The organism is Dyadobacter sp. CY261, assembly GCF_021440085.1.
Taxonomy (GTDB): Bacteria; Bacteroidota; Bacteroidia; order Cytophagales; family Spirosomataceae; genus Dyadobacter.
On record NZ_JAKCPW010000005.1, the window covers coordinates 440,164 to 465,171 of the forward strand.

The window sequence follows — 25,008 nt, forward strand, 5'->3', positions numbered from 1 at the left end:
ATCGCAGTTCCGGCGCGCGCCGGAGTAATATCAGTAACAAATCAATAAAACCATCCAATTGCAAACAAACTTGAATTCACTATGATTAGCTTAAAAAACAAACTGTTTTCATTACTCCTTCTGACAGGTCTGGTTGCAGGCATGTCGGCTTGCGACAACGACGATGAGCCCGACACGACGCCACAACCCGTATTGACTGTAACCGCCATTGCGCCGTCTTCAGGTCCGGTTGGAACCAAAGTAACGATTACAGGTACAAAGTTTGACACGACGCCTGCTAACAACACGGTATTGTTCAACACGACGCCAGCAACTGTAACAGCAGCAACTGCTACTTCATTGGAAGTGACTGTACCGGCAGGTGCAACAGCCGGGGTGATTTCGGTAACAGTAGGCGGCGTAACTGCAAAAAGCACTGCTAGCTTTACGATCTCTGACCGTACGACTGTTGAAGTGAAGGACGAAATCAAGGCTAATACGACTTGGACCAAAGACAAGCTTTATCTGTTGAAAGGCTTTGTTTATGTAACAGCTGGTACTACGCTGACGATCGAAAAAGGAACGATCATCAAAGGTGCAGGCAAAGACGCCGATCCAACTGCTTCCGGAAAAGGTGGCGCGTTGATCATCGAAGCAGGTGCGAAACTGGAAGCAATTGGTACTGCCGAAGAGCCAATCGTATTTACTTCTGCCAACGATCCTGGCAAGCGTGGCTACGGCGACTGGGGTGGTGTGGTATTGATCGGTAAAGCTCCAAGCAACCGTCCTAGTTCATTCGCTTTCGAAGGAGGTATCCGTGGTACAATCGGTACAGGAACTGCTGCCGACGACAACTCAGGAACATTGCAATATGTACGTATCGAGTTCGGTGGTATCGCATTGAGCTCTACTGCAAACAGTGAAATCAACGGCCTTACCCTTTATGGCGTAGGCTCTGGAACAAAAATCGACCACGTACAAGTATCATACAGCGGTGACGATTCGTACGAATGGTTCGGTGGAACAGTAAATGCTAAAAACCTTATCGCTTTCCGTGGATATGACGACGATTTCGATACAGACTGGGGCTTTACAGGTAAAGTTCAATATGCTGTTTCACTTCGTGACCCTCAGGTAGCTGACCAATCGGCTTCCAATGGTTTTGAATCCGACAACTACGCAGGAACAGGTGAGCCTGCAACCGGCCCTAACAACGGTCTGCCATTGACAGAGCCTACATTTGCAAACGTGAGCCATTTCTTAACGGACAAAACACCATCTACTGCTCCAACTCCTAATGGGAGCGGTTCATACCAGTCAGCGATGCACTTGCGCAGAAATACTGCAATCAGCATTCTTAACTCGGTATTCGTTGGTGAGCCGGAAGGTCTTCGTCTGGATGGATCGGCAACCGGAACCTGGAAAAACGCTCAGGACGGCAAACTGGACCTGAGAGGTATCGTATTGTCGAACAACCTGACTGCGATAGTGGGTAAAGGCGAAATCACAAATGACCAGGCTACTACTTATTTCAATACTGCTGCACGCAAGAATGAAATTAAAGACCTGGCTTCCCTGTTGCTGAACAGCGCGAATTTCAGCCTGACAGCCCCTAACTTCCTGCCACAGGCAACTTCTCCTCTTCTTGCAGGAGCTACCTGGGAAGGCAAAGGTGCTGATGCATTCTTTACAAAAGAACTTTTCAGAGGTGCTTTCGGAACAACAGACTGGACCAAAGGATGGGCCAACTGGGATCCACAGAATACCATCTACAAATAAGCACTTTAAGATCTTATATAATTGGTGTCAGAATTTGGAAAGGCCGGAAGCACATGCTCCCGGTCTTTTTCTTTGTTGCATGCTTCAAAACGAAATCGTCTTGTAGCATTTTATCGATATAATTGATTTCCTGCCCCGAAAGAAATATCTTCGGGTTTACCTATTTTTGTCTTGACAACTAAAATTGTCGGATCTCATTTATCCTAACCCTAGTTTAATGTCCGAGTTCCAGGCTTACCTTCAATTAGGTTTCAACCATATCACAGATTCCAACGGTTATGATCACATCCTGTTCATCATGGCGATCTGCTCGGTCTACACGCTGGTAGACTGGAAAAAAGTTATAGTGCTGGTAACCGCCTTCACTGCGGGGCACTCCGTTACATTGGCATTGTCGACATTAGGCTATGTCAATGTCGATGCCGGCTGGATCGAACTGCTAATCCCGATCACGATCCTGATCACAGCATTCCTGAACTTCTTTCACAAGATACCTAAGAGCATGTATTCACCGAAAGAAAAAGATCCGGCATTCAGGTACCCGCTTGCATTGGGTTTTGGACTGATACACGGGCTGGGGTTCTCCAATTACCTCCGCGCATTGCTCGGCAAAGAGGCCGATATCTTCGCTCCGCTTCTCGGCTTCAATGTGGGGCTGGAATTGGGGCAACTCATCATCGTGTTTGTTATCTTAGTCATCGCATTCGCCATGATCGAGCTGTTGAGGGTGTCGAAATTGAGCTGGATACAAATATTATCCGGTATTATCTTCGGTATGGCCCTTTCGCTGATCCTGAACAATGAACTTTTCCGCACACTTACAGGCATGCCTGCAAACCCATGACACCGAACTAATAATGACCAACCAACTATGAAAAAAAAGCTGCTCCCGTTACTATTGCTGCTGGTGACCATCAGTACCATGGCCCAACAACTTCCCACTTCACCTAACTATCAGGCCAACGACCGTTTTGAGCAACTAGGTACTGTGCTGCCTACGCCCAACACCTACCGTACAGCTTCCGGCGCCCCGGGAAAAGAGTACTGGCAACAACGGGCCGATTATGACATCAAAGCCGAACTCGACGACGACAACCGCCGAATTACCGGAACCGAGACCATTACTTTCTACAACAACTCCCCGGATGATCTGAAATACATCTGGATGCAGCTCGACCAGAACCTTTTCAAAAAAGATGGCATCGCGGCCTTGTCGCGTACTGGCACGATCAGCGAAAAAGGCATGAGTAACACGCAATTGCAGGATCTGAACAGCGCTCGCGGCGCGACGCTAGACCCCAAAATCCAGTATGGCTACAACATTATTTCGGTGAAGGATAAAGCCGGAAAAGCGTTGTCCCATACCATTAATGGCACCATGATGCGCATTGACCTGCCGGTTGTGTTGAAGCCGGGTACGCCTTATGTGTTCAGTGTGGATTGGAATTACAATATCACCGAATATTATGGTCGTAGTGGCTACGAGTTTTTTCCAAAAGACGGCAATGCCAATTATTTCATCGCGCACTGGTTCCCACGCCTGGCTCCTTATGACGATGTGAATGGCTGGAACCACAAACAGTTCCTTGGCCAGGGTGAGTTTGCATTGATTTTTGGTAACTATAAAGTGGCCATCACCGTACCGTCCGACCACGTGGTGGCAGCGAGTGGCGAATGCCAGAACTATGCACAGGTACTCACCGCCGCGCAGAAACAACGCCTCAAACAAGCCGAAACATCTAAAACTCCGGTCATGATCGTGACGCAGGCGGAGGCGGAAAAGGCCGAAAAACGCGAGAACAAGAGCCCGGGCAAGAAAACATGGGTTTATAAGGCAGATAATGTCCGTGACTTCGCATTTGCCAGTAGCCGTAAGTTTATCTGGGATGCCATGCAAAGCGATGTGTACAAAAGCGGGCGTAAGATCTGGTGCATGTCTGTTTATCCCAAAGAAGGTAATCCGCTCTGGGAGCAGTACTCCACCCGTGCCGTGGCGCATACTTTAAAATCCTATGGAGCCCGCACATTTGAATACCCTTATCCGGTGGCGATCTCCTGCCATTCCGTATCAGGTGGTGGAATGGAATATCCGATGATCAGCTTCAATGGCGGTCGCCCGGAGGAAGACGGTACTTATACCGAAGCAGTAAAATATGGGATGATCGGTGTGATCATCCACGAGGTTGGGCACAACTTCTTCCCGATGATTGTCAACTCCGACGAACGTCAATGGGCGTGGATGGACGAAGGTTTGAACACATTTTGCCAATACCTGGCCGAGAAGGAATGGGATTACAACTTCCCAACCCGCCGCGGTGAGCCTAACCAGATCACCGAGTATATGTCGTCAGACAAATCGGTACTGAGCCCGATCATGGCTTCTGCCGAAAACGTCATCGGCCTCGGTCCTAATGCTTACGGTAAACCTGCCACTGCTTTGAATATCCTCCGCGAAACCGTCATGGGCCGCGAGCTGTTTGACCATGCATTTAAAGAATACGCGACCCGCTGGCGCTTCAAAAGCCCTACCCCAGCCGATTTCTTCCGAACCATGGAAGATGCCTCAGGCGTAGACCTCGACTGGTTCTGGAAAGGCTGGTTCTATGGCACGGAACCCGTTGATCAGGATCTGGTAACTGTGGACTGGTTCAGCATCGACACCCAAAACCCGGCTATCGAAAAAGAGCTGGCCCGCAAAGAGGATGCCCGTAAGAAAACCACGATGAGCAAAATCCAGGATGCCAAAACTAAAGGCGAAACCGTAGTTGCCCAGGATTCGACCATGGCCGATTTCTACAACCGCTACGATCCATTCAAAGTGACCGAAGCGGACAAGCAAAAATACGAACAGTACCTCTCGACATTGTCGGAAACCGAACGTCAGCTTATCCAGGAGAATACCAACTTTTATACGCTGTCCATCAAAAACAAAGGCGGTGTACCGATGCCGGTGATTGTTAAAATGGGTTTTGAAGATGGCACCGACTCGGTTGCCGTATTCCCAGCTGAAATCTGGCGTTTCAACGACCAGTCGATCAACAAGGTGATTTCAACCAAGAAAAAAGTCGTTCAATGGACGCTCGACCCATACCAGCAAATCGCCGACATCGATACCGAAAACAATTCATTCCCACGCATTGCGCAGCCAACCAGGTTCCAGATCTTCAAGCAGCAACAGCAGAAAAAAGTCCCGAACCCCATGCAAATGCAAGGCACCGGTGCCGGAAAGATCAGTACCGATCCCAAGAATTAGTGTTAAACTGATAGTCATGAAAGCCCTTCCGAGCGTATTTGGAAGGGCTTTTTTATGCAAATACAAAGGCCGATCTATGTAATTTCAAAGTTTATTCCAAGTAATTTCAAAATAGAACCTCTCATCGATCGCGAATGAATGCGGAATATCCCAACCCACTGCCAAGGCCTGGTTGTCGATTCTGGAAAGCAGCTACATTAATTTTCAATTGCAGGAATTTTAGCAAACGGGTGGTTAAAACCCCGAAAATATAACTCTTACGATACGGGGCTTTTATGTCATCTGCTAGGAATCCGGGATACAGCTACTTTTTGCAAAAACCCTTTGCGTGGTAGTATTTCGAGAATATGATCATCGCTGAAATTTATAAGCAGAACGAGCATTTCTATCTGCACAAAGTTATTGGTTCTGGCGCGACTCCAATGGGCACGAGATCGACCTGATGACGCAAAATCGCAATTTGTATGACATATTTGAAATCAAATCCACACAGTCAATCATGACCGAACATTTCGCAGGGCTTAATTTTTTCAGCGACATTTCGGAAAATAGCACGGGAGAAAAAACTTTAATATAAGGCGGTAGTACAAACTAAGCCCGGACAACGTACACGGTACTAGGCTGGAAAAACATTTAAATACCTTAACCTCATGAATATCGTAATCCTCGACGGATACACCCTGAACCCGGGCGATCAGGACTGGGCACCCATTCAGAAGCTGGGCAATGTAACCATTTACGACCGCTCGGCGAAAGATGAGATCGTGGAGCGGGCCGCTGATGCGGAGATTTTGCTTGTTAATAAGGTCGTACTCGCGAGCGAAACACTGGCGCAATTGCCGAAGGTGAAGTACATCGGGGTAATGGCTACCGGTTTTAATAATATTGATATTGAAGCCGCTCAGAAGCATGGGATTACGGTCACCAATGTGAAGGCATATGGACCTGCTTCTGTGGCGCAGCAAACGTTCGCATTGCTGCTTGCGATTGTAAACCGCGTGGAAACGCACAGCCAAAGCGTATCTGCGGGGGATTGGGTTACCTCGCCTGATTTCTGTTACTGGAAAACACCCCTTACTGAGCTGGCTGACAAAACGCTGGGGCTGATCGGGCTCGGGGACATTGGATCGCAGGTGGCCAAAATTGCCCTGGCTTTCGGGATGAAGGTGATTGCTTATCGGAAGCACCCGGTGCCGACGGAAGGTGTTGACATGGTATCGCTCGGCGATATTTTCCGGCAAAGCGATGTCGTGAGCTTGCATTGCCCGCTTACTGAGGAGACACGGCATATTATCAATCGCGAAAGCCTTTCTAGCATGAAACCCACTGCCATCATCCTCAACACGGGCCGCGGACCGCTAATTCATGAAGCAGACCTTGCCGATGCACTCAAAAATGGCACCATCGCGGCGGCAGGGCTGGATGTGCTTTCATTAGAGCCGCCAAAGGCTGATAACCCGTTACTTTCCGCACCAAACTGCGTCATTACGCCGCACGTGGCCTGGGCGACGTTCGAGGCTCGCCGGCGGTTGCTGCACATGGTGGCCGATAATCTGGAAAGCTTTCAAAACGGGAATCCATGCAATGTCGTTTCGTGAAATTTGGTGTAAAAAGTACAAGTATCGGCCACGCACACTAACAAATCCTGTGAACCGCCAAAATATCGCGTACCTTTGCACACAGAAATTCATGCCTCCGAGCTGAGCATTTGATAATTCCTGGTTCGTTACAATTTTACGTATGGGTATTTGTTTACTCCTGATTTCGTTTGCCTGTATTTTTGCAATCTTCTTCCTGCTCTCCTCCGAAGCGGGACTGTATACCAACCTTCGACGGTCATTCATATTGTCGCTGATTACCCAGGCAGGTATCATTTTCATTTTCAACGAGACCGCCTCGCTCTTCAACGCGATCGACACGAATTCGGCGCTGTTTTTCTGGATCATAGAAGCATTGGGCATGTTCGGATTAGTCTATTATCTGAATCGTTCCGGGAAAATAGACCTTAGCAGGCTCAATGAGTTGACAGGAGCATTCCGCCTCACAGGCCTTGACAAGACGCACAAAATCGTAATCGCCTTTGTGATGGTCTTTTATATGTTGCCGCTGCTGTTTCTGGCAATATATGCCGCGCCGAACAATTTCGATTCGCACATGTACCATTTGAACCGCATCCTGATCTGGATCTATAATGGTAACCTGGATCATTTCCCTACGATGCATTTGCAGCAGCTGTACCTCAATGTCTTCGCTGAATATCTGGTGCTGGACACGGTGCTGCTGGCAGGTTCCGACCAGTTTTCCGGGCTTGTCCAGTTTGGAGCTTTTATAGGTTCAATTTGTGGGATCGGCCTGATCGCCAAAAAATTCGGATTGGGTAAAGACGGGCAGTTACTGGCGGCCATTTGCTTTCTGACACTGCCGATCGGGATTTTTGAAAGTACCAGCACCCAGGTAGACCTTTGCGGATGTTTCTTTTTTATCGCCTTCGTATATTTCGGTTTTGAGCTGCTGGAACGCAAATCGACCCTGGCGCTGGTGGCCATGATGCAGTCGCTGGCATTCGGGGGATTTTCAAAATACACCATCCTGATCTTTGCGATACCATTTGCGATCTATTTCGGCATCCGCATTCTGATGCAGTACCGCCTGGCATATGCCATGAAAGTACTGGCGGTAGCAGTGGCGCTGATGATCATCACATTCTCTCCGTTCTTTTACCGTAACTACACCATTTTCGGGCACGTCATGCACCCCCTGCGGGGAACGGCCTTCGCTTCGGAAGAACTGCCTGCCAACAAGCATTCGGTACTGTTTACACTTTCCAATGTCATTAAAAACGCAGGCCTGAACATCGGTCTCCCTATTACGAGCTTCAACCGTGTCCTGGACGACAATATCCGGCTGTTTCACGAAACCATTGGCGTCAATGTCGATGATCCCGATCTCAGTATCGACCCGTTTTCGGTGAAATATTCGGTGCATGAAGATATGATCCCAAACACCATCCATTTCTGGCTCATCGTCGTTGCAGGTATTTTGTTGTTGTTCGCACCTGTGAAGCGCGACGTCAAGTGGTTCTGGACATGTTCGGCGCTCGGATTTCTGCTATTTTGTACCTTAATGAAATTCCAGCTCTGGAGCACGCGCACACAGATGCCGCTTTTCGCAATGGGTGCTATCATGATCGCCTGCGTCTACTCCCTCAAACTGCGGTGGAAAGCCATATACCTGATCGCACCACTGTTACTTTTGTCGCTGCCGTTTGTGTATGGCAATCCCAGCAAGGAGCTCGTCTCTATTAATTTCATAACGCGAAAGGCACTCGGCCACATTCCTATCGCGATTTGCGAAAGCACCGCGGAAGCAGGAAAAATCTACGAAAAATACCTGAGCGAATATTACGAATTTCCCGGCAAGGACAATTGCCACCCATTGAAAAGATGGCCTGACTACGCCGAAAGGACCAAAGTTTTCTCACTGCTCGAAAAAGTCGGTTATTATGATCAGGACCGAACTTCCAATATCATTTCCATGAACCGCGACAGGGCTTATTTTCTGAGTACGCCCGACAATTACCTTAACTACAAAGCACTTCTGCCGCACATCCGGGCCGATCGCAACGTGGGCGTCATGTTCCGACGGAATGTGGGCTTTTACAATTACTGGAGTTCTACGGACAACAACGTGGAGCGCCCCGGTCAGATGGATTACATCCGCTACATGAAGGAGCTCGCGCCATTACCCAATGCACAGAAAAAATTCTGCTACGAATACGTCCTTTCCGACGATCTGACATTAATCGACTCATTTATTCCAAAAGGAAACATCGCCCGCATTTATTCGAGCGAGCTGCTGCATTTGGTAGAACTTAAAAGAGCGAGTTGCCAGAAGGTTTTATTCTAACACGGATGCCTACCCCGGGTTGCTGGTAGTTCACTTTTGCACTTTATGAATTTCAAAGATTCGGGAAAGGACTTGAAATAGCACTGAAGTCGGCACCTTGTCGCATTTCCCCCTCGGAATAGACGGATTTACACCGCGCATGTTGAAAATGGTTTTCCAAACTTGCATCTTCAAACACAACATCTTCAACCGTAAATTCTGAATAGTATGAGAAGGATCATCACAAACACATTCATGTCCCTCGACGGAGTCATCCAGGGCCCAGGCGGCCCCGAAGAAGATACAACCGGCGGCTTTGAATTAGGCGGCTGGTCGGTGACACAATGGGATGACATCATGGAGCAGGCAATGGCCAGCGAGATGCAGAAGGATTATGATCTGTTGCTGGGGCGCTTTACCTATGGCATCTGGGCACCGTACTGGCCGACCATTAAAAAGGGCCCGATAGCCGAAAAATTCAACCGGATCAAGAAATATGTAGGCACGCAAACGCTGAGAGAGGCAAACTGGACGGAAACTATTTTGCTGAACGGCGACACCATCGAACAAGTAAAGGCATTGAAAGCCAGTGATGGGATCGACCTGCAAATGTGGGGCAGCGCTAACTTTATCCAGTCGCTGCTCCAACATGGCCTGATCGATCAGATGAATATCTGGATCTTCCCTGTAGTGCTGGGAAAGGGAAAAAAGCTATTCGCCGAGGGTACGGTCCCTGGTAACTTCAAACTAACCAAACATACTTTGTCCACCACCGGCGTTATCCTTGGTACTTATGAACCCAATGGCGAAGTACCGATCGGTCGCGCCGGAGAGAACTGAGGGCGATATAACTCGTATCAACTGGCGTTAACTTATTAAGTCAAAGTAACTGGATCCATGTGCGCCAATTTGCGCTATTTCTACATGCGGATCAAATAAAACTTACTCGTTTTTACTGAACTTTTTCATCTTTCTCCTTCCTAAATAGCAGTTTGAAGAGAAGTAAAGGATTAAATAAAGTTTTCTTGAATTATACATATTTCGTTATGTAAATTCTGGTAACTATTTACTCAATATCTTCTCTATCAAAATGTTATGAAAAATATTTCTAAATTTATTCACACTTTATGCTCTGTAAAATTCTATCAGACAGCGCTAATTAGTTCTATTTTTTTTATCGCGGCATCGCAGCAGTCGATCGCTCAGGGAACCGAGACGATCCTGACGATTCCTGATGAATTTCTGGCTCCCGGTTTCGTTGGGAGCGGCAACTTCAATGCGATCATTTTCGGGAATTTTCAAAGCAATTCGGGCGATGTGGAAGGACGGCTGGCCGTTGCCGGAAACTTTAACCTCACTGTGAGCGGGTACAGTGTGGGTACGGCGGGTGAATCGCGTCCAAACTCACCGGATCACACGGATAATTTGGTTGTGAACGGGGTATTCAACAATATTGGCAACTGGGGTCTTAGAGGAAGTCTTGTCTACCATGACACCCCGACAGGCGTTGTGTTCCCAAGTCTGCTGGCTCCGGCCACGAGTGATATCAAAGGCCCGAAATTTGATCATATCCGGTTTTCGGACAACGAACTGCTGGGCTATTACAGAACGTTGAGTGGTAAGCTGAATGCGCTTCCAAACACCGGAAGCAACGCCTTCGACGGATATCACCAATATACACTTACTGGAACCAGCACGGGCGTAAATGTTTTCGATATTCTCTTACCCGACAACATGAGCAGTGATCAAATAAGCGTCAATATACCTGCTGGCGCATCAGCAATCATCAACATCCTTAATTCGACACTCACGATCAATGGCGGCAGTATGAAAATGAATGGTGGTGACGACGCGAATCCGAGAGTGTTGTTCAATTTCCCGAATGCGACCTCGATTTCGATCTCGCATTATAAATTTCTGGGTAGCTTCCTGGCGCCGAAAGCCAGTTTTACCGGTGTTGGAGGTTCGATTAACGGGCAGTCGATTATCGGCGGAAACTTTGATCAGCAAGGCAGTTTTGAATTCCACAATGTCTATTTCATTGAAAACACAATAGCGCTACCGGTTACGCTGGTGAAGTTTACCGCAGCCAAGGAAAATATGTCGGTCAACCTTAACTGGACGACCACTTCGGAAACGAACAGCAGCCATTTTGATATCGAGCGTAGCGTCAACGGCAAGTCCTGGAACCGGATTGGAACAGTATCCTCTCATGGAGAAAGCAACGAATCGATAGACTACTCGTTTACTGACCGATCACCTGTATACGGGGGAAACCTATACCGTCTCAAAATGGTCGACCGCGCGGCGGACGTTCGCAACGCGGCCTTCGCATATAGCAGCATCCAAAGCGTAAAAATGGAAACCGGTTCAGCCATGTCCATCTTCCCCAATCCCGCTTCCGACAGGATTTTGATTAACAACAGCGTGGACGTCACACTGCTTACCATTACAGATCTATCGGGACGTAAGGTATACCAGGCACAGAAAATCACGTCCGCTGGAATAGATTGTAACAACCTGACATCCGGCATGTATGTCGTTACAATGACCCGAACAGATGGAGCCGTTGATTCTCACAAGGTTTTAATCAGGAAGTAGGCATTGGAAAGGAGTCCTGATGGGTATCGGGGCTCCTTACAACACCTGTGAAGGGTTACATTCACTGGCGAGAACAGATGTGGCATTGCGGCCTGATGGAATATTCTGTAAGTTGGCGTCCGAAAACGATCCCAACCCATGAGTGAAACCAAATTCAACATTGCTGTATTGATCGATGGGGACAATGCACAGGCCAAATTGATGAAGGAAACTTTAGAAGAAGTTTCCAAATATGGAAAAGCAACCATTCGCCGCATATATGGCGACTGGACCACACCACATATGAACAGCTGGAAGGAAATCGTCAACCAGCATTCGATCAGCCCGATCCAGAAATTTTCTTACACGACCGGCAAAAACTCAACCGACAGCTCGCTCATCATCGATGCGATGGATATTCTGCACAGCAGAAGCGTCGAAGGCTTCTGCATTGTGTCGAGCGACAGCGATTACACCGGACTTGCCAAGCGGATCCGGGAAGAAGGACTTTTCGTAATGGGAATAGGACGGAAGACCACTCCTATTGCATTCGTAAATTCCTGCGAGATCTTCACATTCAGCGAAAACCTCGTGGTAGAGCTGGATACGAATGCAGAGGAACCTGAGCCGCTCAAAGTGGATGTAGCTCCTAAGGAAATCGTCAAAGTAGAGCCGAAAAAGCAGGACACCAAACGCAAGTACCCGAAAATCGATATGAGCATTATCGACAAAGCATTCGAAATATCAGCCAACGAGGAAGAAGAAGCATTCATTTCCAAAATAGGCAGCTCACTCCGCAAAATCGACCCCAGCTTCGACTCCCGCACCTACGGATTCAAGACATTGACCTCATTATTCAAGAGTCTGGCAAAGTATAAAATCGTCAAAAACGACGTGAACGGCCTGAACCACCCGCTGGTGAGGCTTAAATAGCGGGTTGGCTGGTAAGGGTCGGCTATACAAAAAATCCCGGCTGATGCCATTCGGGGCTAACAACATTTCGGTTGGTAGTAGTGGAACAATACCAGTCTGAGGACTATTGGATATCGCTCTCCAGGCCCAATAACACCTGACTGAGACTAGCGACTACCTGTTGCGTCTCAATGTCCCGATCTTGGGCAATCAACCGGATGAATTGACTTCCTTCACCGGAGGTGATTTCATTGAACAATATGTTGATCAGCCTCCGATGGAGTGCCTGATTTCCCCAGGCGATCCGCGCCATTTCCCGCCCCAGCACAATGGCACCGATATCCGCTAACTCCCACTGATCGGATGAATCTAGCTCAGCTTGGTCTCCGAACAAGTCGAGGTGCCCTTTGTAAATCATATCGAGGTGCATTTCAAAAAAATGCAGAAGAATATTGCCGATATCTTTGGCATCCTTTTGTCTTGCCTCTGGTCGGTCATCGTATGCAATCAGTTTCAATAATGCGATACTGGCAATGGTAGCCGCCTTAAAAGTGTTACCGGTTTGAAAGTCTACTGTTTCTGTACCGCGTTCATATACCTCCTGCATTCCCGCTACGCTAACTTTTGTCATGCCCTGACCTTCTATCAGTAAACTGCCCGACGAGGCAATTTCTCCAAAGGGTAGTAAATCCACCTGGTGTTTCTCAGGAGAGATCAAAACATAAGCGTTTCCCCGGAGCTGAACATACCCGTCGTTTTCTATCAGGTGGGTTCTTACAGCTTCATATTCCCGCTCGCTGCCTACCAGGATTGCAAAATCTACGTCTTTGGTCACTCTCGAATTGATTTGTGAGCGCTGGTACCAAATGTCCCTGGCCAACGCCCCGATCAGGTAATAATCTATTCCCAGCTTGCCCATAGCTCTTTCCACGGTATCAAACACGGGTTTTAATTCACTGTATCTATTAGTTTTCAAAGACTCTGCTTAGTTTCTGTTCATAGATTATTTTTGCGGTTTCTATACATCTTTGATCACCCGTTAGCAGCAGGTCAGCATATGTGATCAGGTCAGGTGTAGCGGTATTGTTAGTATCAAGCGCAACATCCGTCCAGAATTTTTTAAACAATTTAAGGTTTCCGCCCTGTTTCGGGATTAACTGCAAAGCCTTTGCAACTTCGCTTTTGCTGTGACTGGTGTAAATCGTCCATTGCTCCGGATACAAATATCCAGTTGCGAGATCTCCGGCTGGTTCTCCGCCCCATAGCGCGCCTGTTGGAAGTGTTGCTGCTTTCCAATTGGCAGTATCCCGCATCTGGTAGCTTCCCAACTGCAATGACGGTTTGAGCACGTTGCCATAACCTACTAGCCAATGTTCAAGGAGCTGCTTCTTATTATTTAGGATCATGCGGCTTTTATTCGCCCGAAGCAGATACCCTGCCTCCTTCAAAGCAGTCATTGCCTCGTTGATGGTCCCAAGGGCAACACCCGAATAAGAGGCCAGTTCCCGGTAGGTATAATTGACCGCAGTCTGATTTTCCAGCAAGGCATAGACCACTTTCAAACCGGCCTTTGTGAATGCACGACTAATTCTTGGAGTTTCTGCGCTACTGTAAGTGCCTTTCTGCCCATCAATCCACAGCAAGAGTTCACCGTACCTCATGTAAGTATTACCGGCGACGTCCAGATAAGAAATCTGGTGCTCGCGTAGCCGCTTTTTCTGGGCGGGAAACAACCGGTCGGCGATTAATAATAGGGGATCCTGACGGCTGGCCAGATCCAGCAACTTTTCCATGTGGTATTCACGGAATTCGCGCTTAACCTCTGCTTTAAATCTTATCTCTGAGCCATGGATATTGAGCAAAATTTCCCCGCCGACACCTTGGTCGAAAGGAGATGCCGCTGCAAGCCATTGTCCTACAATGCCTGTATGCGCGTGTAAATTCGTTAAGGCTAATTCGGCTAGTTCTTCTTCAAACAACATATTTGTTCGATTATCTTTCTTGTTCGCTCCCAGTGAACATGCAAAAATAATGAACAAGATTTAATTTTTAGCTATCCTTAACTGAGAACAGAATATACCTCCATCACAAATTGTGCCGCTTCAACTCCCCCACCGCATAGTCAGCAGCCCTGGCTGTCATAGCCATGTAAGTGATGGACGGGTTCACGCAGGAGGACGAAACCATGGCCGCTCCGTCGGTGACGAACACATTTTTACAGTCGTGCACCTGATTGAATTTGTTCAGTACTGAATTTTTTGGGTCCTTGCCCATGCGCGCCGTTCCCATGTCGTGGATGCCCAGGCCCGGGTGCGTGTCTTGCCGGTTGAAACCGGTGACGTTTTTGAAACCTGCAACTTCCAGCATTTCCACCGCCGAGGTCATCATATCTTTTCGCATCGCCAGTTCATTTTCACCGAAAGCGGCGTCGAAAACGATCATAGGGATCCCCCATTTGTCTTTCTTTTCTTTGTCTAAAAACATGCGGTTCGATGGATCGGGCAGGATTTCTCCGAAGCCGCCAAATCCCATTGTCCAGGTCCCGGGGCGCGACATATCTTCTTTGAAACTGGCGCCGAAACCATTCGTTATGATCCCGCGCTTCCAATCCGATTTACTCGCACCTCCCTGATACCCGTATCCGCGCAAAAAGTCTTTTTTGTCGGTGCCCCAGTTTCTGAAACGCGGTATGTACAAAGCATTAGGCCTTTGACCGAAAATGTAGTCGTTTTCAAAGCCCTCGACCGTCGCATTCGCACCCACACCCAAATGATGGTCCATGATGTTTCTGCCGACCTGATCGCTGTCATTGCCTAATCCGGTAGGAAAACGGTTGGATTTAGAGTTCAACAAAAGCGCCGCCGTGTTCATTGAACCGGCATTCAGAAATACGATTTTGGCAAAAAACTCTTCCACAGCCATCGTGTTCTGATTGATCACGCGCACACCTTTTGCTTTCTTTGTTTTTTCGTCGTAAATGATTTCGCTGGCAATGGTATCGTGCAGGACGGTCAGTTTATTCGTCTTCCTCGCGGCCGGTATCGAGCCGGATAACGAGCTGTAATAACCGCCGTAGGGACATCCTCGGGCACATTTGCTGCGATATTGGCACGATGCCCGCCCAAGATCCGTATGCCAGGGCTGCGGCTTGGTGAGATTGGCAACGCGTCCGATCGTAACCGGGCGGTTTAGTTTTTTCTTCATCGTTTCCCTGAAATAAAGCTCGGGAGCGCTCATGGGCATGGCAGGCAGGTAATGCCCATCCGGCAAAACTTCCCAGCCTTCCGCCTGACCGCTGATGCCGACAAATTTCTCGACATGCGTATACCACGGTTCCAGGTCTTCATAGCGGATCGGCCAGTCGATGGCGATGCCTTCTTTGGCATTCGCTTCAAAGTCCTTTTTGTTCATCCGGTACGACTGCCGGCCCCAGTGCATGGATTTCCCGCCTGTATGATAGGCCTTGATCCAGTCGAAAGGACGTTTTTCTATATACGGGTTCTTTTGATCATTGGTAAAAAACGGACCGGTTTCTTCATTGGCCAAAGTTCCGAAGCGATTGTTTGCCCAATATTCCTCCGCTGAATGGATCGAAACCTTTCCCCGGTGCTCAAACTCCCACGGGCCTTTCATGGCAGTATCGTAATCTTCGATGTGCTTCACTTCCCGTCCGCGCTCGATCATCAGTACCTGCAAGCCTCTTTCGGTCAGTTCCTTTGCCGCCATGCCGCCCGTCATTCCCGAACCGACCACGATCGCGTCGAACGTATGCGCTTTATCTGATTTTAAATTTAAGTTCATGGTAAGGTTGCGACTAGTATGCAAAAGATTTCTGATTGGGCTTCATTTGGATCATTTCCAGCTTTCCAGGGATGGGCACGTACTCAAAAGACGATTTTATGCCTTCCTCGGACGTAAAGTATCCCAGCATGGTCAGCTCCTTCATCAGGCGCCAAAAAGGCAATCCCTTTGCCTGGGCCGCCATTTGTTCCCGATCTTCGTTATCCCCCATTTTCGTCTGCTGCACCTGATATGCTTTCATTTCTTCGGCGGAATCGATCTCGACCTGCTGCAACAATGCTGTTCTTTGCCCGGCATTCACGCTCAGAAACTGCTTCTTTTCCAGGTTATTCAGCCCTTCCAAGAAACTCTTGTGCTCCGGGGTTTTGTAACAGTCCTGCAACATCATCGTGATGAACGCCGGAACGTCGACATCCTTCGCTCCGGGTGTTGTGGTCTTCGGAATGATCATTTCGGCGACTTCCGCGACAATCAGTTTTTGGTTCTCAGTAAGGGTAAACTCAGCCGGGAAGCCTTCTGCGGGCACACGGCCTTCCCACCGCTTCATGGCCAGCAAAGTCGGAGCAGAAAACGCCCCTCCGAGCATGGTCGCAACATGTGTAATAGCAGTTCTTCTGTTCATGGATTCACTAAGCTGGTATGGCGAGACGATTGAGCATATAAAATATAAAGGTCAAGGAGAGGACGAGTTAAAAAGCCTCGTTCTATTGACCTTTACCCAAAGTCGGCGGATTTATATAAATTGCCTTTTCAACGAAAAGCGCATTGTATGCCACATACTATCTCCAACCCGAAGATCCACGAAGGCCGCAATCTTAAGCGCTTCCGCGAGATACTTGGAATCAAGCAAGATTTCCTCGCTTTCGAGCTGGGTGGCGACTGGAACCAGCAAAAGATCTCCTTATTAGAACAGAGAGAAAGGATTGATGCCGACATATTGGAACAAGTATCGGCCATACTCAAAATTCCCGCTGAGGCTATCCGGAATTTTAATGAAGAGCAGGCAATCAACATCATATCAAATAATACTTTTGATAATTGTGCTCAGCCAGCTTCGGTTTTCTATAACTCCACAATCCATCCGGTTGAGAAGATTATCCAGCTTCATGAAGAAAAGATTGCTTTGTACGAACGTATGTTGAAGGAGAAAGATGAGATGATGGAGCGGCTGGAAAGGCTAATGACCAGCCGCTAAAAGGCAATGCAGCTTACTTCACCACCTCACTCACCAAAATAACGGGACTTGTATTGGTATAATTCGCAAAATCGGCGCGAATGGCGTCTCTATTCGGCGCGATAGCCGCCTGATACTCGCTCAGGTTTTTTACATAAAATGTGCCGATCGCCATAAAAGGCAGCGGCTGGTTTGGAATGCCGCTGGCAACCCCTTTCTCGATGGTGTATTTAACCAGGTTTGATCCTAAAAACTTTGCTACCATGGGCATGTGCTTGCTTTCGTAATACTCCATATTAAAGGTTTTACCCTCGGCATAAGGGTACATGACGGACACTTTTGTTAAGCCTTTTTCCGCAGCAGCGACGTTCTGTTTTTCCTGACCGAACACGGCAAAGCAAGTTGTCAAGAAGATCAACGACAGCATTACATTTACTTTCATAATTACTTCATTTAATGGATAAATTGTTCATTTTGAGCTATTTGAGCAAATATTAAAATATTGCCTATATTCGCAAAACATTATTTTTCGATGGAATCGATCGAAAAAACCGATTTAGCAAGATGGAATTACGACAGCTCCGATATTTTCTGAAAGCCAAAGAGTTATTGAATTTTACAGAAGCTGCAACGGCTTTGAACATCAGCCAGAGTACTCTATCGCAGCAAATCAAGCAATTGGAGGATGAATTGAGTGTTCCCTTGTTCAACCGCATTGGAAAAAGAATTACACTCACCGAAGCTGGTGATTTGTTCAGCGAATTTGCTTTGCAGAGTATAAACAGGGCCAATGAAGGGCTGCTGCTTTTGCGCGATTTGAAAAATTTAAATACAGGAAAAATTACGATCGGCGTCATTTACTCCATGCGAATTCTGTTTGCCAAAATATTGATTGAATTTGCAAGCCAGTATCCCAACATCAAAATTCAAGTCGTATTTGGCACGACGAAAGATCTTCTCGAAAGGCTCAATTTGCATCATTTTGACTTTATTCTGACCTTCCACGAAGAACTCAGAGAGCCGCATCTAAAATATCAGACGCTTTTAAAAGCAAATATGGTGTTGGTAACTGCTAAAAATTCTTCGCTGGCACATAAGACCAATATATCACTGAACGAAGTGGCCGGGTTGCCATTGGCTTTACCTTTCAGTGGCAACAATAGTATACAGTTTTTTGAGGAGTCATTCGGCCAAAAAAATCTTGTCCCGAATGTTTGTATGGAAATAAATGACATACCAACGCTATTTGAAATTGTAAAAACAGGTCATTGGCACACCATACTCAGCGAGACGAGCGTAAACGACCCCGATGTAGTGGGAATCCCCATCGATGGAAAACAGATGCGACGGACCATTATGATTATTTCCCTCAGAGAAGCCTATGAAAAGAAAGCCGTGACAAAATTCTATGAGATGCTGGGTGGGATTTGACGCTATGGTAAGTCCGCGTCACGATGAATCCGCCCGGGAACTTCTGGCCGCAAATAGCGAAATGTGCATGACGGCTCAACTTTTGTCCATTCTCTCCCTCATTCCAGCCAGCCAATTTTGCATTCAGTTTAGGGCAAGCGGTCCGATGCCGCTCCCGTCAATCTAAAACAAAAATGCAAAATGAAAAGACATCAGAACCGCACGTTGGGTGCATTCGAAAAAACGTTTTGGCTGCTAGACCAGATTGATTCCAAAGATTTTGCCCTGGCCGCAGACATCTTAGGAACCCAGCCTGTTGAAAAGTGGGAAAATGCGCTTAACATGGTGCAACAACGCCACCCGAACCTATCCGTGAAGGTGGCAATGGACGAACTGTCAAGACCGACCTTGCAGCATGTGGAAAACATGGCCATTCCGCTCAGAGTGGTGAATGTTCAGCAAGATTACCGCTGGGAACAGGAGGTTGAGAAGGAGCTCTCGGTAAGGTTTAATACGAACGAGGGCCCGCTTTTAAGGGTGGTTTTGGTTCAAAAGCCACAGCGCACCGTCCTGATTGTGGCGGCCAACCATACAGTCGCGGATGGAAGCTCTTTAAACTTTCTGGTGCGGGATATATTACTGGCCGTTAGCGGAAAAGAGCTTGAACCAATGGCACCACAGGTTTCCAACGATCAAACCCTCGACCTTCCGGAAGATCTGCCTGCGCGGACTGTCGACCAGGTACTCGAATTGAAAATGAAGACAGACATTGTCAAACCATTGGTTTCGTCGCACCGCATTTCTGAAAACATTACCCGGAATATTTTAGAAAGGGCCAGACAGGAAAATACAACCGTTCATGGGGCCATTTGTGCGGCAGTACTGATTGCCTCCAGGAAATTGCGCCCTGAATGGGACGAGACCAGAATGGAATTGGTTTCACCGATCTGCACAAGAGCAGCACTGGACCTGGACGATAATTTTGGCCTGAATATTACGACACAACCCGTATTTTTCGAACAGCAGCGCCATTTATCCTTCTGGGATCTGGCGAGACTTGCGAAGGCAGGGCTCGATGGCACCAATTCTCCTGAATATGTTACGGGCTATTTGTCTTTTTTTAGGGACATTGTATTTGGTCATAATGATATGCAGCAAATGCTTGACGCATTAAAACTGGCATTTAACCATCATATCATGGTTACCAACCTGGTTAAGGTCAGATATAAAACCAATTTTGGATCGTTAAAGCTTAAATCGCTGTATGGCCCGATGGTGCGTTCGGGGAAAGGAATGGAACAGACTATCGGTGCATTAACCACCAATGGTTCGCTTGGATTGACCAATACAAGTGATAATCCTATTCCTGGCCTGCTTGCAGAAATGGAGAAAATCCTGCAAGACGCTTGTCAGGGAAATGCAGGTGCCGGCATTGTCCCGGGTGTCGATGGCCGAATTGCCAAGTCGTGTTCTCTTACATAAAAATCAAATCCTGAACCGTCGTGCGGAAACTCACGGCGGTTTTTGGGTTACATTAAAACGGCAACCTGATAAACCACAAAAGCCGCATCTTCCATTTGCCGTAAAGCACTTCACCGATCAGGTCGAGCCCGCAATTGAGGTTAGGCAATGTCTTTCTTTCGTACATAATGCAAATACAACCATACGCTTTTAGTGGTTCAATAGGGATAAATCGATCCCTATCTGAATCGTAAGTCCGTACTTGTCAGCAGGAAGCGTAGTGCCGAAATTCGTCCTAAACAAATAGCAAAGTAATGGACTTCAATTTTGAAAACGAACTGGACGGCAAAGTTGCGCTAGTGACCGGAGGAAGCAAAGAAGCCGGTAAGGCAATCGCAAATCGGCTATTGAAAGCGGGCGCAACGATGTTGATCAGCTCATTAAGGATTACGGGGTAAAATTTCAGTACCAGGGAAAAATGTACCAGGGCCTTTGCCTTTTATCCATTCTTCTGCGCGCGTTTGCATGCCAACTTTGCAATGTCAAAAAACAATGACAATCAGCTAGCGGTTAGCTGATTATCTTTCAAACTGAATCTTACCAATCAAATGAAAACAATTGCACTGACCATCGGATTAATGCTCACTTTTATCCACAGTCAATTACTATTTGCACAAACGCGCAAGCCGGCATCCGCAGGAAGGGAAGAGTACATTGAAGTAGAAAAAAACGTTAAACTTCACGTAATAGACCTTGGCGAAGGCCAGCCTGTTGTGCTCATCCACGGATGGCCGCTCAACAATGCGATGTATGAATATCAATACCAGTATCTGGTTGAAAAAGGATTCAGGGTAATCGGTATTTCCCTTCGCGGTTTCGGCAAATCCGACAGGCCTTACGGAAAATACGACTTCGACACTTTCTCCGATGATATTAAAGTGGTTTTGGAAAAACTAAAAATTGAGCATGCAACGCTGGGAGGCTTTTCTATGGGAAGCGCCGTAACGCTCCACTATGTGACAAAATATAACGGTGCACATATTGATAAGCTTGCGTTGTTCGGCTCATCGGGCCCTTCGTGGAAAAAAAGGGATGGCTATGCTTATGGTGCGTCCGACCAGGACGCTGCAGCGCTAATCCAGCAGACCAAAACCAATCGGCAGCAATTGGTGGCAGGTTTCGGAAAAGGCTTTGCCGGAAAGGAAGGCGGGCTCTCCGAAGAGTCGATCAAATGGCTCGAAAGCATCAACCTGGATGCATCACCCTACGCGACCACACAAGCCATCACAGCATTGCGTGACCTGGATCTGCGTCCTGAGTTGGCGAAAATTAAAATGCCCGTTGCGATATTTCATGGTGTAAATGACAAATTGTGTGATTTCGCTCAGGCAGAACAGTTAAATAAAGGCATCGAGGGTTCCTACCTGGTAAAGTTTGAGAAAAGCGGGCACGCATTATTCTTGGAGGAAATGGATAAATTTAACTCCGAACTCGAAAAATTTGCACGGAAATAAACGTCTGGCAGAAGCTGTGAAGTCACTTTACAGCTTCTGCCAGCATCTTTAATGGCACAACATGAACCTCCATCTGCGTATATAGCCATGAGTACAACGGTATTCAACAATAATTCAAAGACGTTAGGATTGCTGCGGGTAAGTCAGGGGCAAATGGACGCCATCAACGGCCCCGACTATAAGCAATACATCAAGATCCTTTATCTGCCAGCCGGTTACAAGCTCAGGGTGGATTTTGCCTGTTATGACACACGGCAGCCGACCCTTTTCTTTATCAGCCCCAATCAATATCTTGAAATGGAAGCAACTGGTGAGGAAAGCGGCTATTTCATTTTTTATAACCGAGACTTTTATTGCATTCAAATACATGATCAGGAAGTTGCGTGCGATGGCCTGTTGTTCAACAACATCCGCAACATGCCCAAAGTAGAGGCTTCGGAAGATGAAATCAATTTTTTGGGCTGCCTGTTCAAGGAAATGATCCAAGAATTTCAATTGAACGACAGCTCGCTGGAAGAAATGGTCCGCACTTACCTCAAACAATTGCTCATTCGCGCCACGCGCTCCTGGAAAAGGCAGCATTTGGATCACGCAGTGACCGAACAGCAAAGTGATTTGGAATTCTTTCGCAAGTTTACCCGGCTGGTGGAAGAGCATTATAAATCCAAACACACCGTCGCCGATTACGCGGATTTTCTATGCATGGCCCCGAAAACCATCACACACAAGTTCAACCGCCTCCGGCTGCCACAGCCCAACGAGGTCATCAAAAACCGGATCATACTGGAAGCAAAACGGCTGCTGGTACATACTTCCCTTACGGCCAAGGAAATCGCCTACGACCTTGGTTATAATGACCCGGCTTATTTCAGCAGGCAGTTTCAAACTAAAACGGGCGAGTCGCCATCCAGTTTCCGGGCAAACTTTTTGGGCTAGTACTTCACTGCTCGAAATTAGAGATCAAGTCAAAGCCAGAAAAATCCATGTTGGTTAACTTAAATTAGCTTATCCGGCGTAATAGGGAGTTCCCTGATTCTTTTCCCGGTTGCATTGAATACCGCATTGCCGATAGCCGGTGCCACGCCAATAATCGCAATTTCACCCAAACCTTTACTACCGACCGGATCCGCCAGCAGATCGGGCTTGTTGACAAAATATACATCGATCTCGGGAACATCCGCATTGACGGGGACATGATAATCTGCAAAGTCCTTGGTAACGTACCTGCCAAACCGGTGGTCCATGACCGCATCTTCGGTCAATGCCATACCTATGCCGCCTGTTGCGCCGCCGATCATCTGGCTTGCCGCGGTTTTCGGACTTACAATGGTACCGGCATCGGCGCAGCAAACGATTTTCTTGACCTGCACCTGGCCGGTAAACGGATGCACATGGACTTTGGCAAAATGCATGGAGAAGGCATTCATCGAATATTTATTCCGGTTTTCGTCCGGCTTGGATTCGTTGGTGGTTTCTATTTTCTCCATGTTATTTTGTTTGAATAAATCGCCGAGTGTCGTTTTCGAAGACTTCCCTCCAAGCTGTAATTCGTTGTTATCAATCATCAGATCATCCGGCTTTGCGGAGGAAAAAGCAGTATTTCCTTTGGCTGCTGCCATGGTAATGAGTTGCTCTTTCAACGCATTACAAGCCGCCAGCACCGCAGGCCCCACGCTATTCACGGTCGACGATCCTCCCTGCAATCCCGCATTTGGAAATTCCGAACTGCCGAGATGGAAGGTGATGTTCCCGGTGGAAATACCCGTCGTGTTTGACGCGATCTGAACCATGGCCGTTCCTGTTCCCGGGCCAATATCCGTGATCGCGCAATGCATTACCAGATTACCTTCGCGGTCCAGCGCTGCATGAACGGTCGCAGAATTCCTGTTTGCACCAAATGTTCCGGTCCCCATTCCGTAGCCCACCAGCCATTCTCCGTCGCGTACTAAGCCCGGTTTCAGTTTCCGGTTTTCCCATCCGATCCGTTTTTTCCCTTCCTCGTAACATTCGCGCAGGTATTTGGTAGACCATGGCATGTTTTTATCGGGGTCGGATTCGGTGTAGTTCAATAGCCTGAAATCAACCGGGTCCATTCCGATGGCATGCGCCACTTCGTCCATTGCAGATTCCAGGGCAAAAGCGCCGGTCGCTTCACCCGGTCCGCGCATCCAGATCGGCGTTGCGACATTGAGCGGCAAAATGCGGTAACGCGTGCTTACATTGGGCGAGGCATACATCATCCGCGTTTGCTGCAAAGTCGATTCAGTAAATTCCTCGTAACTCGATGTCTGGCCAATAGATTGGTGGTTGATAGCAACCAGTTTTCCATCTTTGGAAGCGCCGATCTGAATCTTCTGCCAGGTACGGGGCCGGTAACCCACCATCGTAAACATTTGCTCGCGGGTCAAAACCAGTTTGACGGGCCGTTTCACCTGTTTGGCAGCAATGATTGCCGCCGTTTCGTGCGGCCAGTTGTGCAACCCGTTTCCAAATGCACCACCCACAAAAGTGGCAATGCACTTTACATTTGCTTCCGGGATGTTCCATTCTTTGGCAAAATTCTTCTGGGTCATTTTGGTGCCCTGCACTTTGTCATAAACGGTCAGCTTATCGTCGGCTTCCCAATGTGCCGTAATCGCCTGCAACTCCATCGGATTGTGCACCTCGGTGGGCAACACATATTCCGCTTCAAACTTCACCGCTGCACTTTCGAATGCATCTTTCTGACCGCGGTCGTAATCTGCTGTCGGAGATTTCGGGTTCTTTTTGCCCGAAGCGGGCAGCACAGCTTTCTCTGAATTTGCTTCCAGATTCGTCTGGTGCTCCTCTTTGTGATATTGGATTTTTACCAAAGTTGCCGCGTGCCGCGCTTTTTCAAAACTGGTTGCTACAACCGCCACAATGGGCTGATCGTTTGAAACAATTTTATTATCAAAAAACACGCGCAACGGTTGACCTTGCGTCGAAGGCTCAGATGGATGCTCGCCTTTGGGCTGGTAACCCGGCACTTTGATCGCATTCAAATGCGAAATCACGGCCAGTACACCCGGGGCACGTTCAGCTGCTTTGGAATCAATGCTTTTGATGGTACCCTTTGCAATGCTGCTGCCGACCAGCACGGCGTAAGCCATGTTGGGCAATGCATATTCCGCCGAGTATCTGGCGGTGCCCGTCACTTTCAGACGCCCATCCACCCTGTCGAGCGGTTTGTAATCTTTTTTATCAAAAAATGCTTCAGTCATGATCTTTTCATTTCAGGG

Annotated in this window: 20 protein-coding genes; 14 read left to right on the forward strand and 6 right to left on the reverse strand. The window is 47.8% G+C overall.

The genetic code is table 11. The features are described 5' to 3' along the window. The first annotated feature begins 81 nt into the window (after positions 1 to 81). The 8 genes from LZD49_RS16920 to LZD49_RS16955 all read left to right on the forward strand — a co-directional run bounded on the left by LZD49_RS16920 (position 82) and on the right by LZD49_RS16955 (position 12,409). Positions 82 to 1,758 carry an IPT/TIG domain-containing protein gene (locus tag LZD49_RS16920; protein ID WP_234668748.1) on the forward strand — a complete coding sequence of 559 codons (1,677 nt, stop codon included), beginning with the start codon at positions 82 to 84 and terminating at the stop codon, positions 1,756 to 1,758. A gap of 217 nt (positions 1,759 to 1,975) precedes the next feature. Next, the gene (locus LZD49_RS16925; protein WP_234668749.1) at positions 1,976 to 2,602 is read left to right on the forward strand and encodes a HupE/UreJ family protein; all 627 of its coding nucleotides are present in this window, start codon (positions 1,976 to 1,978) and stop codon (positions 2,600 to 2,602) included. A gap of 27 nt (positions 2,603 to 2,629) precedes the next feature. Continuing rightward, positions 2,630 to 5,011, forward strand: a complete 2,382-nt coding sequence (locus tag LZD49_RS16930; protein WP_234668750.1) for a M1 family metallopeptidase — start codon at positions 2,630 to 2,632, stop codon at positions 5,009 to 5,011. A gap of 650 nt (positions 5,012 to 5,661) precedes the next feature. Further along, positions 5,662 to 6,609: a D-2-hydroxyacid dehydrogenase gene (locus LZD49_RS16935; RefSeq protein ID WP_234668751.1), complete on the forward strand. Its 948-nt coding sequence runs from the start codon at positions 5,662 to 5,664 to the stop codon at positions 6,607 to 6,609. A gap of 142 nt (positions 6,610 to 6,751) precedes the next feature. Beyond that, entirely contained in the window at positions 6,752 to 8,917 is a 2,166-nt protein-coding gene (locus tag LZD49_RS16940; protein ID WP_234668752.1) for a glycosyltransferase family 39 protein, read from the forward strand. Positions 8,918 to 9,124: 207 nt separating this feature from the next. Beyond that, entirely contained in the window at positions 9,125 to 9,736 is a 612-nt protein-coding gene (locus tag LZD49_RS16945; protein ID WP_234668753.1) for a dihydrofolate reductase family protein, read from the forward strand. Positions 9,737 to 9,991: 255 nt separating this feature from the next. Continuing rightward, positions 9,992 to 11,497, forward strand: coding sequence for a choice-of-anchor A family protein (locus LZD49_RS16950; protein WP_234668754.1), 1,506 nt, complete (start codon positions 9,992 to 9,994; stop codon positions 11,495 to 11,497). 138 nt (positions 11,498 to 11,635) lie between these two features. After that, positions 11,636 to 12,409, forward strand: a complete 774-nt coding sequence (locus LZD49_RS16955; RefSeq protein ID WP_234668755.1) for an NYN domain-containing protein — start codon at positions 11,636 to 11,638, stop codon at positions 12,407 to 12,409. A gap of 103 nt (positions 12,410 to 12,512) precedes the next feature. On the opposite strand, the gene LZD49_RS16960 is transcribed toward LZD49_RS16955, so the two are convergent. The 4 genes from LZD49_RS16960 to LZD49_RS16975 all read right to left on the reverse strand — a co-directional run bounded on the left by LZD49_RS16960 (position 12,513) and on the right by LZD49_RS16975 (position 16,811). Further along, on the reverse strand, positions 12,513 to 13,364 hold the full coding sequence (locus LZD49_RS16960; protein WP_234668756.1) for a hypothetical protein: 852 nt from the start codon (positions 13,362 to 13,364) through the stop codon (positions 12,513 to 12,515). Further along, complete coding sequence (locus LZD49_RS16965) at positions 13,354 to 14,370, reverse strand: type IV toxin-antitoxin system AbiEi family antitoxin (RefSeq protein ID WP_234668757.1); 1,017 nt, start codon at positions 14,368 to 14,370, stop codon at positions 13,354 to 13,356. Before LZD49_RS16965 ends, LZD49_RS16960 begins: the two co-directional genes overlap by 11 nt. 103 nt (positions 14,371 to 14,473) lie before the next feature. Further along, a complete protein-coding gene (locus LZD49_RS16970) occupies positions 14,474 to 16,189 on the reverse strand; it encodes a GMC oxidoreductase (protein ID WP_234668758.1) in 1,716 nt (571 codons plus the stop codon). A 13-nt stretch (positions 16,190 to 16,202) separates the two neighbouring features. Next, entirely contained in the window at positions 16,203 to 16,811 is a 609-nt protein-coding gene (locus tag LZD49_RS16975; RefSeq protein ID WP_234668759.1) for a gluconate 2-dehydrogenase subunit 3 family protein, read from the reverse strand. A gap of 147 nt (positions 16,812 to 16,958) precedes the next feature. Here LZD49_RS16975 and LZD49_RS16980 point away from each other — a divergent pair, with 147 nt between their 5' ends. Next, the gene (locus LZD49_RS16980; RefSeq protein WP_234668760.1) at positions 16,959 to 17,384 is read left to right on the forward strand and encodes a helix-turn-helix transcriptional regulator; all 426 of its coding nucleotides are present in this window, start codon (positions 16,959 to 16,961) and stop codon (positions 17,382 to 17,384) included. Between the two features lie 13 nt (positions 17,385 to 17,397). Here the strand turns inward: LZD49_RS16980 and LZD49_RS16985 are convergent, their stop codons facing one another. Further along, positions 17,398 to 17,805, reverse strand: a complete 408-nt coding sequence (locus LZD49_RS16985) for an EthD family reductase (RefSeq protein WP_234668761.1) — start codon at positions 17,803 to 17,805, stop codon at positions 17,398 to 17,400. A 122-nt stretch (positions 17,806 to 17,927) separates the two neighbouring features. Between LZD49_RS16985 and LZD49_RS16990 the strand changes: the two genes are divergently transcribed. The 5 genes from LZD49_RS16990 (at position 17,928) to LZD49_RS17010 (ending at position 22,684) form a co-directional block, all read left to right on the forward strand. After that, positions 17,928 to 18,794, forward strand: a complete 867-nt coding sequence (locus LZD49_RS16990; protein WP_255721050.1) for a LysR family transcriptional regulator — start codon at positions 17,928 to 17,930, stop codon at positions 18,792 to 18,794. Between the two features lie 180 nt (positions 18,795 to 18,974). Next, positions 18,975 to 20,255, forward strand: a complete 1,281-nt coding sequence (locus LZD49_RS16995; protein WP_234668763.1) for a condensation domain-containing protein — start codon at positions 18,975 to 18,977, stop codon at positions 20,253 to 20,255. A 293-nt stretch (positions 20,256 to 20,548) separates the two neighbouring features. After that, entirely contained in the window at positions 20,549 to 20,692 is a 144-nt protein-coding gene (locus tag LZD49_RS17000; protein WP_234668764.1) for a hypothetical protein, read from the forward strand. A 150-nt stretch (positions 20,693 to 20,842) separates the two neighbouring features. Then, positions 20,843 to 21,748 carry an alpha/beta fold hydrolase gene (locus LZD49_RS17005; RefSeq protein WP_234668765.1) on the forward strand — a complete coding sequence of 302 codons (906 nt, stop codon included), beginning with the start codon at positions 20,843 to 20,845 and terminating at the stop codon, positions 21,746 to 21,748. A gap of 87 nt (positions 21,749 to 21,835) precedes the next feature. Beyond that, the gene (locus tag LZD49_RS17010) at positions 21,836 to 22,684 is read left to right on the forward strand and encodes a helix-turn-helix domain-containing protein (RefSeq protein WP_234668766.1); all 849 of its coding nucleotides are present in this window, start codon (positions 21,836 to 21,838) and stop codon (positions 22,682 to 22,684) included. A gap of 59 nt (positions 22,685 to 22,743) precedes the next feature. On the opposite strand, the gene LZD49_RS17015 is transcribed toward LZD49_RS17010, so the two are convergent. Beyond that, positions 22,744 to 24,990 carry a xanthine dehydrogenase family protein molybdopterin-binding subunit gene (locus LZD49_RS17015; protein WP_234668767.1) on the reverse strand — a complete coding sequence of 749 codons (2,247 nt, stop codon included), beginning with the start codon at positions 24,988 to 24,990 and terminating at the stop codon, positions 22,744 to 22,746. Positions 24,991 to 25,008 lie beyond the last annotated feature (18 nt).

Bases quoted from the DNA above. Each gene is read 5' to 3' on its own strand.
- LZD49_RS16920 (WP_234668748.1), top strand. From the start codon at position 82: ATGATTAGCTTAAAAAACAAACTGTTTTCATTACTCCTTCTGACAGGT.
- LZD49_RS16925 (WP_234668749.1), top strand. From the start codon at position 1,976: ATGTCCGAGTTCCAGGCTTACCTTCAATTAGGTTTCAACCATATCACA.
- LZD49_RS16930 (WP_234668750.1), top strand. From the start codon at position 2,630: ATGAAAAAAAAGCTGCTCCCGTTACTATTGCTGCTGGTGACCATCAGT.
- LZD49_RS16935 (WP_234668751.1), top strand. From the start codon at position 5,662: ATGAATATCGTAATCCTCGACGGATACACCCTGAACCCGGGCGATCAG.
- LZD49_RS16940 (WP_234668752.1), top strand. From the start codon at position 6,752: ATGGGTATTTGTTTACTCCTGATTTCGTTTGCCTGTATTTTTGCAATC.
- LZD49_RS16945 (WP_234668753.1), top strand. From the start codon at position 9,125: ATGAGAAGGATCATCACAAACACATTCATGTCCCTCGACGGAGTCATC.
- LZD49_RS16950 (WP_234668754.1), top strand. From the start codon at position 9,992: ATGAAAAATATTTCTAAATTTATTCACACTTTATGCTCTGTAAAATTC.
- LZD49_RS16955 (WP_234668755.1), top strand. From the start codon at position 11,636: ATGAGTGAAACCAAATTCAACATTGCTGTATTGATCGATGGGGACAAT.
- LZD49_RS16965 (WP_234668757.1), bottom strand. From the start codon at position 14,370: ATGTTGTTTGAAGAAGAACTAGCCGAATTAGCCTTAACGAATTTACAC.
- LZD49_RS16970 (WP_234668758.1), bottom strand. From the start codon at position 16,189: ATGAACTTAAATTTAAAATCAGATAAAGCGCATACGTTCGACGCGATC.
- LZD49_RS16975 (WP_234668759.1), bottom strand. From the start codon at position 16,811: ATGAACAGAAGAACTGCTATTACACATGTTGCGACCATGCTCGGAGGG.
- LZD49_RS16980 (WP_234668760.1), top strand. From the start codon at position 16,959: ATGCCACATACTATCTCCAACCCGAAGATCCACGAAGGCCGCAATCTT.
- LZD49_RS16985 (WP_234668761.1), bottom strand. From the start codon at position 17,805: ATGAAAGTAAATGTAATGCTGTCGTTGATCTTCTTGACAACTTGCTTT.
- LZD49_RS16990 (WP_255721050.1), top strand. From the start codon at position 17,928: ATGGAATTACGACAGCTCCGATATTTTCTGAAAGCCAAAGAGTTATTG.
- LZD49_RS16995 (WP_234668763.1), top strand. From the start codon at position 18,975: ATGAAAAGACATCAGAACCGCACGTTGGGTGCATTCGAAAAAACGTTT.
- LZD49_RS17000 (WP_234668764.1), top strand. From the start codon at position 20,549: ATGGACTTCAATTTTGAAAACGAACTGGACGGCAAAGTTGCGCTAGTG.
- LZD49_RS17005 (WP_234668765.1), top strand. From the start codon at position 20,843: ATGAAAACAATTGCACTGACCATCGGATTAATGCTCACTTTTATCCAC.
- LZD49_RS17010 (WP_234668766.1), top strand. From the start codon at position 21,836: ATGAGTACAACGGTATTCAACAATAATTCAAAGACGTTAGGATTGCTG.
- LZD49_RS17015 (WP_234668767.1), bottom strand. From the start codon at position 24,990: ATGACTGAAGCATTTTTTGATAAAAAAGATTACAAACCGCTCGACAGG.